The organism is Nocardioides flavus (ex Wang et al. 2016) (assembly GCF_014653115.1).
In the GTDB taxonomy this organism is placed as follows: Bacteria; Actinomycetota; Actinomycetes; order Propionibacteriales; family Nocardioidaceae; genus Nocardioides; species Nocardioides flavus.
This window is the reverse complement of record NZ_BNAD01000036.1, coordinates 1-847: the sequence shown is the minus strand read 5'-3', so window position 1 is coordinate 847 and position 847 is coordinate 1. Positions and strand designations below refer to the sequence as shown.

The window sequence follows — 847 nt, the reverse complement described above, 5'->3', positions numbered from 1 at the left end:
CCAGTTCGTCAGGCACGACTCGCTGATGCCGAAGTCGGCAGCGATCTGCTTGATATGGACACCTGGCTCACGGTTCCTCGCGACACGGACCACGTCGTCGCGGAACTCCTGGGGGTACGGCTTCGGCGCAGTGCACATCCTTCCAGCGGCACCTCTCGGCACCACAGATCAGATGTCACCTATCCGTGCAGCAGTCCCCATCTTCACTGTCAAGCACCAAGAGCCGGTTGCAATCTCCCGTGCGCTCAACGCGCAGATCCGTCCGGCCTACTCGGTCATGGCGTCGTCCGTTCCAGGCCAGACCACGCTCGCGGATGAGATGCGCGTCAAGACAAGCGCCCGACGAGCGCGACCGTGGCGCGAGCATCTCGACATCCACCAAGGCGTGCGCGACCTCTTAGTGGTAGCAGGTTGGCGCGACTTCGGGACCTGGAACGTAAGCGTGTCGCGGCAGGACGATCCCGAGCGCGCGCTCGCGGGCAATGCATTGGGCGAAAGGTGGGCCCGCGTGTCGACCTACGCGATGCCGAAGCCGACGGGCAACGAACAGTCCAACAGGTTTCTGTTCCGATTCGACGACATCGGCGCCCGCGGAGTCAGCCGATGGCTTGGCCTCAGGCATAGGCATCGGAGAGCCATCGCCGGGATGATCCACTCGGTTGGGACGCCTGCGGTTGCTCTCGAAACCGCCATATCTGAAGCGGGGGCAGCGCTTGAGCAAGTTGAGTCCCCGATAGTGGTGTAGCGCGGTCGCCGAGATCGTCACCGGCGTGTACGTCGGACGTAGGCGCGGCCACCGCGTGATCCTTCGAGTCAACCTTCTACCGAATCCTCGAGGACCATCACG

The 847-nt window shown here is 63.6% G+C and carries 1 protein-coding gene; it reads left to right on the top strand.

Annotation, left to right across the window (positions count from 1 at the left end):
• Window positions 1-745: ApeA N-terminal domain 1-containing protein (locus IE200_RS20480; RefSeq protein ID WP_229856906.1), on the top strand; the 745-nt coding region annotated here is incomplete at its 5' end.
• Window positions 746-847 lie beyond the last annotated feature (102 nt).